This window comes from Pseudomonas sp. R3-57 (genome assembly GCF_051132065.1).
Lineage (GTDB): Bacteria > Pseudomonadota > Gammaproteobacteria > Pseudomonadales > Pseudomonadaceae > Aquipseudomonas.
In genome coordinates, this window is sequence record NZ_CP071655.1 from 3,390,400 (window position 1) to 3,405,030 (window position 14,631).

Genomic DNA, 14,631 nt, shown 5'->3' on the forward strand with positions numbered 1-14,631 from the left:
ATTGACTCGGTGTCCTGTGGTGAATGCCCGATCTGTCGCGACGCCGGAACGACGCGACGCTCGTGAGTTTCGAGCGTCTTCGGTCGTATTGGTTTCATCAGAGATTAGCCGATTTGCTGGCGTGCAGCCGACTAGACGCCGATCAAGTGCTTGAGCGGGTGGTAGCCGGTTTTCATTTTCGCGGCGACGTCGAGAATGGCCTTCTCGATACCGTTCAAATGGGTGCAGGTCAGTTCAATGGCAGCGCTCTGGTTGCCGGCCTCGATATGCTCGATCAGACGCAAGTGTTCGTCGTCACGGCAGACTTCATGGCTGTCGTCATCCAGCGCGGCAGCGTACAGCGAGGCGCGGGAGATCAGTTTCTGGAACCAGTCGAGCAGGACAGGATTATTCAGGCTGCGCGCCAGTTTGAGGTGGAATTCACCGAGCAGGTAAATCAGCCGTTCGTGATCGCCCGCCGCGTGGGCTTCGTCTTCGAGCAGCAGGTGCGCACGCAGGTCCTGCATCGCCGCCGGGTCTTTGCGCCGGCACAGTTCGGTGACGATGCCGATCTCGATCAGACGGCGGGTTTCGAACAGCGAACGCAGCTCTTCGTTGCTCGGCAATGACACCGATGCGCCCTTGTTGGGCTCGGTGGTGACCAGCCCTTCGGCTTCCAATTGCTTGAGCGCCGCGCGCACCGAGGTGCGGCTGACATTGAACAGCTCGGCCAGCGAGGCCTCGCCCAGTTTCATCCCCGGACGCAGCGAACGCTTGCTGATCGCCTGGTAAACCCCTTGATAGACGCGGTCGACCGTGGTCTCCGGTTTCTTGTCGGTCATACGAACACTCCTTTGGCGTCGATTGGCCCGAGGCGCAGAATATCGACTTTGGCGTCAGGATACAGGGGTTTCGATGGGGAGATAGCGGCTTGGCTGGTAGCGGCAGCTGGTGTTGATCGTTCCCTCGCTCCGCGTGGGAATGCATCCCGTGACGCTCCGCGTCACAGTGGACGCAGAGCGTCCATGGCGGCATTCCCACGCAGAGCGTGGGAACGATCACCGGTAGAGGTTCAGTCGGTGCCGTACTTCGGCGAGCGCGGGCCGTACAGCAGGCCTGCCGGGTGGCCGGCGGAGAGCAGACGATTGCTCGCGACACCGGCAATCGGGTAGCCGGCGTCGGTGGAGCTGTTGATGATCTGCTTTACGGCGGCAGTGATCAGCATGCCGATCAGACCGCCGCCACCGTTGTTGCCGCCCTCTTCGCTCGACGCGCGCGCCGTACCGGTCCACAGCGTCGTGCCGCTTTTCAGGTCGACCAGTTTCGCCGTCGCGGTCACCGCAGTCTCGCTGCTGATTACCATGTAGCGAGTGCCGTATTCGCTCACGGTGATGTACAGCGCCGCGTCCGCCCCGAAGATTTCCTTCAGTTTGTTTGGCGGTGCCTGATGGATGTCATCAGGCGTGGTCATGCCGTTCTGGCGGAAGGTTTCATCGACCAGCGCAATCGGCAGGACGTAGTAACCGGCCTCGGCCAGCGGGAACGTCACTTGCGACAGCAGGCTGTAGGAAGCCTTCACGTCCGGCGAGGTATTGAGCGGCGGCAGCACCAGAATGGTTTTCGGGCGCGCCTGTTTGTAGGCCGAGTAATCCACGGTTTTCGGCGCGACGCAGCCACCCAGCACGGTCAGGGCCAGACCGGCGATCAGCCATTTGCAGGTACGCGAGATCATTGGGTGACTCCGGCCTTGGCGTTTTTAAGCAGAAAGTCCATGTACGTGCCGGACTCGGGAAACAATGTTTTTTCGGTGTTGAACTGCTGCACCATCTGATCGTCCTTGCCCATGCTCAGATAGAGCAGGCCCAGGTGCGCGTGGTAGCCCGGCGGTACGGCTTTGCCGGTCGAGCGGATTTTCTGCAGGTCACGTTCCAGTGCTTCGGCCTGTGCTTCTTTCGGCTCTTCGCCTTTGAAGTATTCGTAGACCTGCGGCTCGTAGCCTTCCCACTGGTACAGGGTTTTCGGACCGGCACAACCGGCCAGCAGCGTACTGGCGGCCAGAGTCAGCGCCAGCAGCGGGCGCGACAGATTCAGTTTCATGGGTGTTGCTCCTTGCAATGGGCGTCGATCAGTTGCCCGGTTTCCAGGCACCGGCGTTCATGCCATCGACCAGACGATTGATCGCCTCGCGCATGGCCAGATCCAGGACTTTGCCGTTGAGGGTGGAGTCGTAGGCAGCGGTGCCACCGAAGCCGATGATTTCGCGGTTGGACAAGGCGTACTCGCCGGCGCCCTGGGTCGAATAGACCACTTCCGACGTGCTGATATTGACGATGTTCAGGTTGACCTTGGCGTAGGCGACCTGGGTCTTGCCGCGACCGAGAATGCCGAACAACTGGTGGTCGCCGGTTTCTTTGCGGCCGAACTCGGTGACGTCACCGGTGACCACGTAATCAGCGCCTTTCAAGCGCTGAGCCTGGCCCTTGATGGTGGCTTCCTGCTGGATTTCGCCCATGTTGTCGCGGTCCAGCACGCTGAAGCGGTTGGTCTGCTGCAAGTGAGTGATGAGGATGGTCTTGGCCTGGCCGCCGAGACGGTCGACGCCGTCGGAGAAAATGCCGCGCATGTAGCTGGAGCGGTTATCGAATTTGCCCACGGCCATCGGCACGCGAACACCGGTCCAGACCTGAGTGGCGCTTTCGACCTTGGCCACCGGCAGCGCGCGGGAGCTTTCCGTGGCGCAGCCGGACAGCGTGGTGGCCAGCGTGCCGAGCACGGCGATCGCAACGCCTGAGACCAACATCCGGGAGATCATTCTCACTGAGTATTTCCTTCTTGAAAAACGGGGTGTCCCGGCACGGCAAAGCGCTGGGCAGCGGAAAAGGGCCGGCATTATGACAAAGTGCCATCATTCGTGACAGATTTTTTTGACGTCAATAAACAGGCTGTGGATTCAGGCTCACTCAAACAGGTTTTGTGCTGATCGTTCCCACGCTCTGCGTGGGAATGCAGCCATGCACGCTCCGCGTCCACTGTGACGCAGAGCGTCACCGGAGGCGTTACCACGCGGAGCGTGGGAACGAGCGGCCCAGGGGATGGTTGGTCAGTGGAAATCCCGGCTCTGCACGCGTATGCCATTGAGCAGCGGACTCAGGTCGCTCAGGCGTCCGGCGATCAGGTGCCGCACTTCGCCCTCGCGTTCCCAGCGGCCATCGACCCTGAGCAGTTGCGAGCCGACCAGTACTTGCCGCTGGCGCTCGGCGAGGTCGCGCCAGACCACTACATTGACGTTGCCGAACTCGTCTTCCAGCGTGACGAAAGTCACCCCACTGGCCGTACTCGGTCGTTGACGCCCAGTCACCAGCCCGGCCATGCTCACCGGCCGGCCATGTTCGACATCGAGCAATTCCCGCGAGCTGCGACAGCGCAGGGCCCGCAACTCACCGCGCAACAGTGCCAGCGGGTGCGGGCCCAAGGTGGTGCCGACGGTCGCGTAGTCGGCGTGCAGATCCTCGCCAACACTGGGTTTGGGCAGCAGCACTTCCGGCTCTTCCTGACTGGGCAATCCAGCAAACAGCCCCAACTGCTTCTGCACCCCCGCCACTTCCCAGCGCGCCCGATGCCGATGCCCGGCCAGCCCACGCAAGGCCCCGGAATCGGCAAGCAAGGCTTGCGCGCGGCTGTCGATCGCCGCACGCTCGCCCAGGTCGGCGACGTCGGCAAACGCCCCGCGCACCCGCGCCGCTTCAATGCGCCGGGCGTCGTCCTCGCGAAAGCCCTTGATCATGCGCAAGCCCATGCGAATCGCTGGTTGTGGCCCGGTGGTGGTTTCCAGACTGCAATCCCAATCGCTGGCACGTACGTCGACCGGGCGAATCTGCAATTGATGACGGCGCGCATCCTGCAGAATCTGGTCGGGACTGTAGAAGCCCATCGGCCAGCTATTGATCAGCGCGCAGGCAAACGCTGCCGGTTCGTGGCACTTGAGCCAGCAACTGGCGTAGGTCAGCAAAGCGAAACTGGCGGCATGGGACTCGGGGAAACCGTAGCTGCCGAATCCTTTGATCTGTTCGAAGATCTGCGCAGCGAATTCCGGCGTGTAGCCGTTTTTTTTCATACCGGCAGCAAGGCGCTCCTTGTGCGGTTCCAGGCCGCCGTGACGTTTCCACGCAGCCATGGAGCGACGCAACTGGTCGGCCTCGCCGGGGCTGTAGTCGGCGGCCACAATGGCGATCTGCATCACCTGTTCCTGAAACAGCGGCACGCCGAGGGTGCGCTTGAGCACCACTTCCAGCTCTGGCGAAGGATAGGTTTCTTTTTCTTCTTTATTACGCCGACGCAGATACGGGTGAACCATCCCGCCCTGAATTGGCCCCGGCCGGACAATCGCCACCTGAATCACCAGGTCGTAGAATTTTTGCGGACGCAGGCGCGGCAGCATCGACATCTGTGCCCGCGACTCGATCTGGAACACGCCGATGGTGTCCGCGCGGCTGATCATGTCGTAGGTCGGCTTGTCTTCGGGAGGAATCGTCGCCAGGCTCAGATCGCGCTGGCGATGGCGGCGCAGCAGATCGAAACAGCGGCGGATCGCGCTGAGCATGCCGAGTGCCAGGATATCCACCTTGAGCAGGCCAACCGCATCGAGGTCGTCCTTGTCCCATTGAATGATCGTGCGCTCGGCCATGGCCGCGTTCTCGACCGGCACCAGGGTGTCCAGCGGTTGCTCGGAAATCACGAAGCCGCCGGGGTGTTGCGACAGGTGCCGGGGGAAGCCGATCAACTGCCCGGTCAGGCTCAAGACCCGTCGCAGCAGCGGGCTTTCGGGGTCGAAACCGTTTTCGCGCAAGCGTTCCAGCGGCGGAGTTTCGTCGCTCCAGTGGCCGCAGCAATCGGCCAGCGCATTGATCTGATCCGGCGGCAGGCCCAAGGCTTTTGCCACGTCCCGCACGGCACCGGCGGCGTGGTAACTGCTGACCACCGCGGTCAACGCTGCACGACCACGGCCATATCGACGGAAGACATATTGCAGGACTTCTTCGCGACGCTCGTGCTCGAAATCGACGTCGATGTCCGGCGGTTCGTTGCGCTCCCTGGACATGAAGCGTTCGAACAGCAATGTGGTGCGCTCCGGGTCGATTTCGGTGATGCCCAAGGCAAAGCACACCGCCGAGTTGGCTGCCGAACCACGACCCTGACAAAGAATCTGTTGCTCGCGAGCGAAACGCACCACGTCGTGTACGGTGAGGAAGTAGCTTTCGTAGCCGAGTTCGGCGATCAGTTGCAGTTCCTTGTTGATCTGCCGTAGCACCTTGAAGGGTGCGCCTTTTTTCCAGCGCCAGGCGATGCCCTTCTTGGTCAACTGGCGCAACCAGGAAGTGGCGCTGTGGCCCTCAGGCACCAGTTCCTTTGGATATTGATAGCGCAATTCGCTCAGATCAAAAGTGCAACGCCGAGCGAGGGCGACCGACTCATCGAGCAACGCCTGCGGATACAGTTCACGCAACACCTCGACACTGCGCAAGTGCCGCTCGCCATTGGGGTGCAAGCGCAGGCCGGCCTCGGCCACCGGCAAGTGATGACGGATCGCGGTCATGGTGTCCTGCAGGGCACGGCGGCCACGAGCGTGCATGTGCACATCACCACTGGCTACGGCTGGAACCTGCAACTCGGCGGCCAGATTCAGCAGTGCCGCCAGACGCTGTCGATCGTCCTGGCCTCGGTGCAATTGCACGGCCAGCCACAGCCTGTCGCCGAACGTCTGTTTCAGCCAGCGCCCTTCTTGCACCTCAGTGACAGAATCCGGCACCCACAACACCAGCAGCCCCGACAACGCGTCGTCTAGATCTTCGCGCAGGACTTGATACTGGCCTTTCTGCGTACGCCGCCGGGCGCGGGTGATCAAGCCGCACAGCGCCTGATAACCGGCCAGGTTCTCCACCAGCAGCACCAGCTTCGGGCCGTTTTCAACGCGCACTTCGCTGCCGATGATCAGCGGCAACTCAACCGACTTTGCCGCTTGCCATGCGCGCACGATCCCGGCCAGGGTGCATTCGTCGGTGATCGCCAAGGCCTGATAGCCGTGCTTTTTCGCTCGTTGAAACAATTCCAACGCACTGGACGCACCGCGCTGGAAACTGAAATTCGACAGGCAATGCAGTTCAGCGTAACCGCTGCTCATGCAAACCAGCCCTGCAGCCACAACGGGCCGCCCTCACCCACCGCCCGCCAGGCCCAGCCTTGCTGGCCGGCGCGGTTCTGGATCAGGTAATAATCGCGGCGCACATCATCGCCGTCCCACCAGCCGGATTCAATGCGCTCCGGGCCCATGAGAATCCGCGCCGAACCTTCCGGCACACTCTGCGGTTCAGTGAGTAGCCAGCCCGGACGCTGCACGCTCGGCAGGCCGGCACACGGTTGTTTGTCGACACCAAATTGCCAGGCGCACTCGGGACGATGATCGGCCTGGAAGCGCAAACCCTGCACTGCATCGTCGCCCAGCCGTGCGCGCAGACGTTCGCGCAATTGCTCCCACGGCAAGGTCTGCTGCGGACGGTCGTCGAACAGCTCCTGAAACTGCGGCACGAAACTCGGCAGATCTTCTGCACGCAGGCGAAAGCCGCGCACCGGCGCCTCGACCTGTACCTGTTCCAGCCGGCCCCGGGCCAGTTCGAAAAGCATCGCCGGATCCCGTTCGGCGCTGAGCAGGCCGACCTTGATCAGCGTGTCCGGCAAGCCGGCGTGTTCCAGATGCAGATCGAAACGCTGAACGCCGCTGTCGCGCCCGCACAGGAACGCCGACAGATCGCCGGTCAGACGCCGCAACGGGAACAGCAGTGCCTGATGCGATTGCACGTCGAAGTTGAGTTCGATGCGCACATCGAAACGATCGGGTGGCAAGTAGAACTCCAGCGCCAACGGTCGGGCGCCGAACAGCGTATCGAGGTGTTTGAGCATCGACGCTTCGAAGCGCCGCGCCAGCGCCTGACGCGGCAGGCTTTGCACTTGATTGAGATTGCGCAGGCCCATCCGTGAAAGTGCCGTGGCCACGCTCGGCTCGAGACCGACCCGGTCGACCGGCAATTGCCCCAGGTGATGTTGCAAGGCCTCGCCGTCCGGCACCACCAGCCCATCGTAGGCGTTGGCCAACACGCGGGCAGCCACTGGATTGGGGGCGGCGACGATGCGATGGCGAAAGCCCAGATCGGTCAGTTCCTGGCGCAACCGCGCTTCGAATTGCGCCCAGGTGCCGAACAGGCCCAGGCTCGACTCGATCTCGAACACCACCGTACGTGGGTAGTTCACGCTGACCTGTGCACTGAAACGATAGGCCCACGCCGCGAGAAACTGCTGCCAGCGCTCGACTTCGGCGGCCTGGTAATCAACCGTGGCAAAGCCTTTGCTCATGGCCTGGGCCGCGGTCATCGATTGCCCTGCACGTAAACCCAGCTTGCGGGCCGCCGGGTTGACCGCCTGCAATACCCGGCGCTGGGCCGGGCCGTTGAGCAGCACCAACGGCTCATCGGCATCGGGGCGCTGACGCAGTACAGCGTCCAGAGCCAATTGCGGAAACAGAATGCATACCCAGCGCATGACGGTCTCAGTGCCCCACGGCAAAGGCAATCGGCGCTGAGCGCGCCAACCCGCCACGGCACTTGAGGATGCGCAACTGAGCGGGTTTGGCGTCGATGGCAATCCGCAGCGCCGCTGGAGACGGGTTGACCGCCTCGCTCAACGGTCGCCAGGCGAAGGCCAGGGTCTGACCGGATTCGGCGGCCACCTGCAAACGCCGCAAGGCACGATCATCAGCCTTGTGCGGCCAGCACAGCACTGCGCCACAACTGCCCGAACGCAGGCATTGTTCCGCCGCCCACAAGGCATCGCGTTCACTGGCCTGAATCACCGACAACTGCCGCAGGTCGACCCCGGCGCTGGCCCACGCCTGCGGATAGGGCACGAACGGCGGCGCCACCAGCACGATGCGCTCACCCGCCGCCGCCAGCCGCGCCAGCGTCGGCCAGACCAGTTGCAGCTCACCGACACCCGGGCCGGCCAGGAGGATTTCGCTCAATGCTCCTTCCGGCCAGCCACCGCTGGGCAGCGCTGCATCGAGTGCGGCATGCCCGGTCGGCTGTGGACTGGCCGCCGGTGGCGCAGGCCGGCCCTTCCAGACCTGGCCGCCATTGAACAGCGTATCCAGTGCAACGACGGCGCCCATCAGCCTTGCCTCACCAGACCGCAGAACACCCCTTCGATGGCCAGATCCTGATCGTCACGCACAACAATCGGCTGATACGCCGGGTTGCGCGGCAACAGCCGCACCTCAGTGCCCAGCCGTTCGAAGCGTTTGATGGTGACTTCACCATCGAGACGCGCGACCACGATCTGCCCATTCAGCGCTTCCGGATTGCGCCGCACACCGACCAGATCGCCGTCGAGAATGCCATCCTCGATCATCGAATCACCCTGCACCCGCAGCAGGTAATCGGGGGTACGGGAGAACAGCGCGGGATCGAGCATCAAGCGCCCATGCACATCGGCATCGGCGCCAATCGGCGTACCGGCGGCCACCCGGCCAAGTACGGGGACATCAAGCATTTCGGCACGCGACGGTTGTCCGAGCAGCCGGATGCCCCGGGCCTGATGCGGGTTGACCTCGATAAAACCGGCTTCGGTGAGCGCCAGCACATGCTTGCGCGCCACACTGCGCGAGGCAAAACCAAAAGCCTCGCTGATTTCAGCGAGGCTTGGGGACTGACCGTGTTCGGCGATACGTTCGCGGATAAAGGTCAGGATGGCGGTACGGCGAGGAGTGAGATGGGTCATGGAGTACATTTGTACTCCTGTAGGAAATACCTGACAAGCACCGCCAGTCAGGTTGGCCTAAGCCCCTGACCCCTGGCTCTCTCCTGGAAGGAAAAGATAAGGTAAGCGGCCTTCAAGCCTGCAGATTCTTGATCCAGAACAGCATGCGCCCGTGATCCGGGTCGAACATGCCCGGCGCGAAGCCGAACTTGCGGTACGACTGCTGCGCGATGGCATTGCCTTCGAGCACTTCGAGGGTAATTTTGCAGCAGCCGCGCTGGCGCGAGATTTCTTCGACCTTTTGCAACATTTTCTGGCTCAGGCCCAAGCCGCGAAACTGGCTCACGACCACCACATCGTGGACGTTGACCAGCGGTTTGCAGGCGAAGGTCGAGAAACCTTCGAAGCAGTTGACCAGCCCCGCCGGTTCGCCACCGACGAAGGCCAGTACGCTGAAGGCGTGCGGGCGGCGGGCGAGTTCTTCGGGTAGCCGGCGCAGCAGGTCCGGGTCGAGCAAGTGACCGCCGCCCATGGGGTCTTCTGCGTAGTGGTTGAGCACAAGGCCGATGGCTTCGGCGTGCGTTGGGTTGGTGTAGCTGGCTTGAAGTACTAGAATTTCTGCGGAATCCATTTCCATCCCCGAACAGACAAAAAGCCCCGGCGCGCAAGGTACGCACTGAAAGGCTGCCTGACCTTAACGCGGCCAGATACCGGTGAGCAACCGGCAGATCCGCGGATCAGGCGTGGCCCCAGATCAATTCCTCGGTCCAGCCGAGCTCGGCGAAGTCGGCGGCACGCAACGCGCTTTCGCCGGCGCAGAAGAATTCGTCCAGCTGTGGCGGTTCCACCGAAGTATTGCTGAGCATCGCGTGCACCTGGCCGCGGTGATGGATCTGATGTTCGAACAGGTGCGACAGCAAGCGCAGGCGACTGTCGTGCTGGGGCATGTCGCGGGCGATGGTGACGATCCGGTTCAGCTCGGCATCGCGCAGTTGCTCACAATAAGCGATCAGCCTGCGGTCGACGTGAGCCTGTTCCTGGCGCAGTTGCCCGGCGTCGGTGAAGGGCTCGTCCGCACTGAAGAACACATAGCAATCAGGATGCGGCTCAGCCCCGCGCAGTTCGCGCTCCAGCGCATCGACGTAAAACCAGTCGCACGTCCGGATGTGGTTCAGCGTCAGGCGAATACTCGGGAAAAAACTCACCCTCGGCGCCGCAAGATCCGCCGCGTCGAGTTGGCTCCAGGCCTTGGCCAGACGATGATTGGCCCACGCATTCTGATAAGCCATGGTCAGCAAATGATGGGACAACGGTTGGCTCATGTCGGCGCCCTCTTCCATTCAAGCTTCGGCAAAGCGCTGCAGCTGCATCTCTTGCAAACGACTCAGGGTGCGGCGGAACGGGAATTCCAGGTAACCCTCGGTATACAGCGCGGCCATCGGCACTTCGGCCTCGATGTACAGCGGCACCTTGCGGTCGTAGCACTCGTCGACCAAAGCGATAAACCGCCGCACGCCGTCGTCGTGTACGGACAACTGCGGCAGCTCTCGATCACCCGCCACTACACGCTCGGCGCCGTCTTCCGTGCCACGGGCAATACGCCCTTCGCGTTTGCGCGCGCTGAGGTTTGGTACGTCGCTCAACAGAATAGCCCGATAGCGATCACAGAGTGCGATGAAGTCCATGGCGGCGAACGGTTGCTCGCACAGGTCGGCGTAACGACACCACAACACCGACTGACTGGCCCGCACCACGTTCAGTTGGCGATGACCGACTGACACCGGTTCAGCGGTGGCCGGCTCACCGGCGGCCAGGGTCTGGAAGATGTCGTCCAGCGCACTGAGCGATGACGTGGCCACAAAGTAACGTTGCAGGCCTGCCCCCGGATGCAGGCGATGATCCTCAGCACCATTCACCGCAACCACCCGCATATGCGCCTTGATCGCGGCAATCGCCGGGACGAAACGGTCACGGTTGAAACCCTCGGCGTAGAGATCGTCCGGCGGCAGGTTGGAGGTGCAGACGATCACCACGCCCTCATCGAACATCACCTGAAACAGCCGCCCGAGAATGATCGCGTCGCCGATGTCGTTGACGAACAACTCATCGAAACACAGCACTTTGACTTCTGCCGCGAGTTCTTTGGCCAGCGCCCGCAGCGGATCGGCGATTCCGGTCAACTGGAACGAGCGCTGATGCACCCAGCCCATGAAGTGATGAAAATGCTGCCGGCGCGCCGGCACCCGCAGGCTCTGGTAGAACTGGTCCATGAGCCAGGTCTTGCCGCGCCCGACCGGGCCCCACAGATAAACGCCGGTGACCGAACGGGCACCGGCGTGCAGCGCTTCGTGACATTTTTGCAGGGCCCAGATCGCGTGTTCCTGGGCTTCATCCTGGACGAAGCCGTTGTGTTGAACGGCGTGTTGCCAGGCGCTTAAGGGGGAATCGAAAGTCATGCGCGGCAGTATGCCACGATGGCTACAGGGAAATATCCAGCCGGGTAATTTTCCCCTGCTCGTTCAACCGGAACGTGTAGCGCAGCTGCGCCGGGCTGCCGGGAAATGTGCCGGAGATCAGTCCCTGTACCAGCACTTTTCCGGTGCGCTGCTGCACGTCGAGCACTTCAACACGAGGCTGATAACGTTGCCCGGTGTCGCGCATCCATTGGGCGATGGCTTGCGGGCCGACCTGATGCAGGCCTTCATCGAACACGTTGGCATCCTCGGCGAAAAAACTGGCGACCTGCGACGTGTCGCGTGCATTGGCCGCCTCGATATACGCAGCAATCGCCGGGGCCAGTGTTGAGGCGGGTTGGGACATGGTGGCAGCTCCTTGTTGTGTGGTTCTGCGACCATCCTAAAACAGCGTTGTGTCAGTTTTTGTCAGGAGTGAAACGGCCGTCCTCGTCCAGTTGCATCTGCTTGCGCCAGATACGCAGCAGGTCGCTGCGCCGGCCCGGATACGCCTCGCCCTGTGGGTTTGCAGCGCTGATCCGGTCAGTTCGGAACGTGCGATAGGCACCGCGTAACTCACACCACGCGACAATGATCCGCACCTCATTGAGAAACCCCAGCGCCAAGGGCCAGATCAGCCGCTGAGTCGGCACCTGCTGCGCGTCGGCGTAATCAATGTGCAGTTTGGCCTGGTCGCGGATCGCGTGGCGAAACACGTTCAACGGCACCGCGTTCTGCGGGAACCCGTAGCCCGGCGGCCCCGGCAGCACCGTCGGATTGCGCAGTGCTTCCTGAGCCTGCGGATCGAGCACCGCGGCGATCTTGGCCAAGGCATCCGCCGCCGCTTTGCTCAATGTTTCATCGCCACGCTGATCGACATAACGTAAACCGAGAACGATCGCTTCGGTCTCGTCGGCATTGAGCATCAGCGGTGGCAGGAACAGGCCGTTGCGCAGCACATAACCGATCCCTGCCTCGCCCTGAATCGGCGCGCCAAGGGCGGTCAGCTCGGCGATGTCGCGGTAGAGCGTGCGCTCGGACACCTGCAGCTCGGCGGCCAGGGTGGCGGCAGTCACCGGGCGTTTTTTGCCGCGCAGCACTTGCAGCAGGGTCAACAGTCGGGTGGTACGCGACACGATAGGCAGGCTCAGGTTGGAAAGATGTCGGAGATTAGCAGAGGCTGGCGTCAGAAAATGGCAGGAGCTTGAGGTGCAGCAAGATCGTTCCCACGCTCCTGCGTGGGAACGATCAGAACCTGACCTTTCGGGCAATTATTGCTCGTTGCCCTCACCGCCCGCTTGCGGCATCCTGCGCCTCCATTTTCTGACCCGGCCCCGCCTCGCAGCGCGCAAAACACCATGACCGCCTCTGAAAACGCCCCGCGCAACAACGACCTGATCTACGGCCTCAACGACCGCCCGCACCTGACCGCCACCGTGTTCGCCGCGCTGCAACACGTACTGGCGAGCTTCGTCGGGATCATTACGCCTACGCTGATCATGGGCGGCGCCCTTGGCCTGCAAAGCGAAATCCCTTACCTGATCAGCATGGCGCTGTTTGTCTCCGGGCTCGGCACGTTCGTCCAGGCCAAGCGCTTCGGCCCGGTCGGTTCTGGTTTGCTGTGCCTTCAGGGCACGAGCTTTTCCTTTATCAGCGTGATTCTCAGCGCCGGCTTCATGGTCAAGGCGCGCGGTGGCGGCACCGATGAAATCCTCTCGACGATCTTCGGCGTGTGCTTTTTCGCCGCGTTCATCGAGGTGGTGCTGAGCCAGTTCATCGGCAAATTGCGCATGCTGATCACCCCGGTGGTCACTGGCACGATCATTACGCTGATGGGCCTGTCGCTGATCAAAGTGGCGATGACCGACATTGCCGGCGGCTTCGGCGCAGCCGACCTGGGCGCGGCCAGCCATGTGTTCCTGGCGGCGCTGGTGATCGGCACCATCGTTGTGCTGAACCGGGTCGACGTACCGTTCCTGCGTTTGGGCGCGATCGTTATCAGCCTGACCCTCGGCTACGTCGTGGCGTGGCTGATGGGCACGGTGGATTTCGCCGCGATGCCCGCCGTGCCGCTGTTCAGCGTGCCGGTGCCGTTCAAGTACGGCTTCAATTTCGACTGGGTAGCGTTCGTGCCGGTGGCGGTGATTTTCCTCGTTTCGCCACTGGAAGCGGCCGGCGATCTGACCGCCAACTCGATGATCTCGAGGCAACCGGTCAAGGGGCCGCTATACATTCGCCGGATCAAATCCGGCCTGCTCGCTGACGGACTCAATTCGGCCATGGCCGCAGTGTTCAACAGCATGCCGATGGTCACCTTCGCGCAAAACAACGGGGTGATTCAGCTCACCGGTGTCGCCAGCCGCTATGTCGCGTTCTTCATTGCCGGGTTACTGGTGATTCTCGGGTTGTTCCCGATGATCGGCGCCGTGCTGCAATTAATGCCGAAACCGGTGCTCGGCGGTGCCGAACTGGTGATGTTCGGCACCGTTGCCGTGGCCGGGATCAAGATCCTCGCCGAAGCCGGCCTGCATCGGCGCAATATGCTGATTGTGGCGATTTCGCTGGGCATGGGCCTGGGCATCGCGGCGGTCCCGGAAGTATTGCGCGAACTGCCGCAGGCGCTGCGCAACATCTTCGAATCACCAATCACCGTCGGCGCGCTGTGCGCGATCGTGCTGAATATCTTCCTGCCGGAGGAATTCATCGAGCTGGAAGAAGACGACTTCGACCCGGAAGCTTCTATTCTTCAGGTCATGGAAAACCCGGACGTGCCGGCTAAAGCTGAACCGGGCCCAACGGCGACTGTCGCACAAGAGTACCGCTGACGTCCGGCCTTGAAAAAAGGGCTGAACCGACAGGCCGGTTCAGCCCTTTTTTCGAGAGACCGTTTATGCGCCGCCTCCACGCCTTGATTCTGTCGCTGCTGCTGTTATCCCTGAGCGCCTGTGCGCTGTTCCCCAATCGAGATCCGGTCAACATCAACGTGGTCGGCCTCGAACCGTTGCCGAGCCAGGATCTGGAAGTGCGCTTTGCGATCAAACTGCGCGTGCAGAATCCCAACGAAACCGCCATCGACTACAACGGCATCGCCCTCGATCTGGACGTCAACGGCCATTCACTGGCTTCCGGTGTGAGCGATCAAAGCGGCTCGATCCCGCGCTTTTCCGAAACCATTGTCAGCGTACCGGTGAGCATCTCCGCATTTTCGGTCCTGCGCCAGACCCTGGGCCTGAGCCAGACCCAAACCCTCGACAACCTGCCCTATGTCCTGCGCGGCAAACTCGCCGGAGGTCTGTTCGGCACGATGCGCTTTGTCGACAGCGGCACGTTGAGTTTGCCCAGGACGAGTGCCGCTACATGGTAAAAATGCGTTAGCCTGCCTCGATTCCTTGAGCTA

At 62.2% G+C, this 14,631-nt stretch carries 15 protein-coding genes; 2 read left to right on the forward strand and 13 right to left on the reverse strand.

All coding sequences use genetic code 11. From position 1 onward, the window contains the following. Positions 1-131: 131 nt before the first annotated feature. The 13 genes from J3P93_RS15225 to J3P93_RS15285 all read right to left on the reverse strand — a co-directional run bounded on the left by J3P93_RS15225 (position 132) and on the right by J3P93_RS15285 (position 12,370). Entirely contained in the window at positions 132-821 is a 690-nt protein-coding gene (locus J3P93_RS15225) for a GntR family transcriptional regulator (RefSeq protein ID WP_090283193.1), read from the reverse strand. Positions 822-1,051: 230 nt separating this feature from the next. Beyond that, positions 1,052-1,711 (reverse strand): DUF799 domain-containing protein, encoded by a 660-nt coding sequence (locus tag J3P93_RS15230; RefSeq protein ID WP_434589197.1) that lies wholly within the window; start codon positions 1,709-1,711, stop codon positions 1,052-1,054. Further along, positions 1,708-2,076: a DUF4810 domain-containing protein gene (locus tag J3P93_RS15235; RefSeq protein ID WP_434589199.1), complete on the reverse strand. Its 369-nt coding sequence runs from the start codon at positions 2,074-2,076 to the stop codon at positions 1,708-1,710. The genes J3P93_RS15230 and J3P93_RS15235 overlap by 4 nt, the downstream gene beginning before the upstream one ends. A gap of 28 nt (positions 2,077-2,104) precedes the next feature. After that, a complete protein-coding gene (locus tag J3P93_RS15240; protein WP_172833336.1) occupies positions 2,105-2,791 on the reverse strand; it encodes a CsgG/HfaB family protein in 687 nt (228 codons plus the stop codon). 288 nt (positions 2,792-3,079) lie between these two features. Further along, positions 3,080-6,157, reverse strand: coding sequence for an error-prone DNA polymerase (locus tag J3P93_RS15245; RefSeq protein WP_434589201.1), 3,078 nt, complete (start codon positions 6,155-6,157; stop codon positions 3,080-3,082). Beyond that, positions 6,154-7,569 (reverse strand): Y-family DNA polymerase, encoded by a 1,416-nt coding sequence (locus tag J3P93_RS15250; RefSeq protein ID WP_434589203.1) that lies wholly within the window; start codon positions 7,567-7,569, stop codon positions 6,154-6,156. The genes J3P93_RS15245 and J3P93_RS15250 overlap by 4 nt, the downstream gene beginning before the upstream one ends. Before the next feature lie 7 nt (positions 7,570-7,576). Beyond that, positions 7,577-8,194, reverse strand: a complete 618-nt coding sequence (gene imuA / locus J3P93_RS15255; RefSeq protein ID WP_090283187.1) for a translesion DNA synthesis-associated protein ImuA — start codon at positions 8,192-8,194, stop codon at positions 7,577-7,579. After that, positions 8,194-8,811, reverse strand: coding sequence for a transcriptional repressor LexA (gene lexA / locus J3P93_RS15260; RefSeq protein ID WP_434589205.1), 618 nt, complete (start codon positions 8,809-8,811; stop codon positions 8,194-8,196). Before lexA ends, imuA begins: the two co-directional genes overlap by 1 nt. A gap of 103 nt (positions 8,812-8,914) precedes the next feature. Beyond that, entirely contained in the window at positions 8,915-9,412 is a 498-nt protein-coding gene (locus J3P93_RS15265; RefSeq protein WP_434589207.1) for a GNAT family N-acetyltransferase, read from the reverse strand. 106 nt (positions 9,413-9,518) lie between these two features. After that, on the reverse strand, positions 9,519-10,103 hold the full coding sequence (locus J3P93_RS15270) for a DinB family protein (RefSeq protein WP_434589209.1): 585 nt from the start codon (positions 10,101-10,103) through the stop codon (positions 9,519-9,521). 18 nt (positions 10,104-10,121) lie between these two features. Then, positions 10,122-11,237, reverse strand: coding sequence for a cell division protein ZapE (gene zapE / locus J3P93_RS15275; protein ID WP_434589211.1), 1,116 nt, complete (start codon positions 11,235-11,237; stop codon positions 10,122-10,124). A 22-nt stretch (positions 11,238-11,259) separates the two neighbouring features. Then, positions 11,260-11,601 carry a nuclear transport factor 2 family protein gene (locus tag J3P93_RS15280; protein ID WP_434589213.1) on the reverse strand — a complete coding sequence of 114 codons (342 nt, stop codon included), beginning with the start codon at positions 11,599-11,601 and terminating at the stop codon, positions 11,260-11,262. A 52-nt stretch (positions 11,602-11,653) separates the two neighbouring features. After that, the gene (locus J3P93_RS15285) at positions 11,654-12,370 is read right to left on the reverse strand and encodes a helix-turn-helix transcriptional regulator (protein ID WP_434589215.1); all 717 of its coding nucleotides are present in this window, start codon (positions 12,368-12,370) and stop codon (positions 11,654-11,656) included. A gap of 222 nt (positions 12,371-12,592) precedes the next feature. Here J3P93_RS15285 and J3P93_RS15290 point away from each other — a divergent pair, with 222 nt between their 5' ends. Together J3P93_RS15290 and J3P93_RS15295 are read left to right on the forward strand one after the other, a co-directional pair. Next, the gene (locus J3P93_RS15290) at positions 12,593-14,059 is read left to right on the forward strand and encodes a nucleobase:cation symporter-2 family protein (protein WP_434589217.1); all 1,467 of its coding nucleotides are present in this window, start codon (positions 12,593-12,595) and stop codon (positions 14,057-14,059) included. Between the two features lie 65 nt (positions 14,060-14,124). Beyond that, the gene (locus J3P93_RS15295; protein ID WP_434589219.1) at positions 14,125-14,598 is read left to right on the forward strand and encodes an LEA type 2 family protein; all 474 of its coding nucleotides are present in this window, start codon (positions 14,125-14,127) and stop codon (positions 14,596-14,598) included. Positions 14,599-14,631: the final 33 nt, after the last annotated feature.